1 protein-coding gene is annotated in these 541 nt (G+C 72.1%); it reads left to right on the top strand.

The features are described 5' to 3' along the window. A partial coding sequence (locus G3I78_RS47395; protein WP_203616504.1) for an ERAP1-like C-terminal domain-containing protein occupies nt 1–541 on the top strand: 541 nt, incomplete at both ends.

Genomic DNA, 541 nt, shown 5'->3' with positions numbered 1-541 from the left:
CAACGTGCTGCGTCCCCGCATCGAGACGGCCGCGGACGGCACGATCACCGCGTTCACGGTCAGCCAGGAGGCCCCGGCGCTGCCCGCGGGCGCGAAGGGCGAGCCGACGCTGCGGCCGCACCGGATCGCGATCGGCCTGTACGACCTGGACGGCGGCAAGCTCGTCCGTACGGACCGGATCGAGCTGGACATCGACGGCGAGCTGACCGAGGTGCCGGAGCTGCTCGGCCGGGCCCGTCCCGCCGTCGTGCTGCTGAACGACGACGACCTGTCGTACGCCATGGTCCGCCTGGACGAGGTCTCGCTGGAGAACGTCACCGCGCACCTGGGCGACTTCACCGAGTCGCTGCCGCGCGCACTGTGCTGGGCCTCGGCCTGGGACATGACCCGCGACGGCGAGCTGGCCACCCGCGACTACCTCGCCCTCGTGCTCTCGGGCATCGGCAAGGAGTCGGACATCGGCGTCGTCCAGTCGCTGCACCGCCAGGTGAAGCTGGCCATCGACCTGTACGCCGACCCGGCGTGGCGGGAGGAGGGCCTG

This window comes from Streptomyces sp. SID13726, assembly GCF_010548375.1.
In the GTDB taxonomy this organism is placed as follows: Bacteria; Actinomycetota; Actinomycetes; order Streptomycetales; family Streptomycetaceae; genus Streptomyces.
This window is presented reverse-complemented; position numbering and strand designations above follow the sequence as displayed.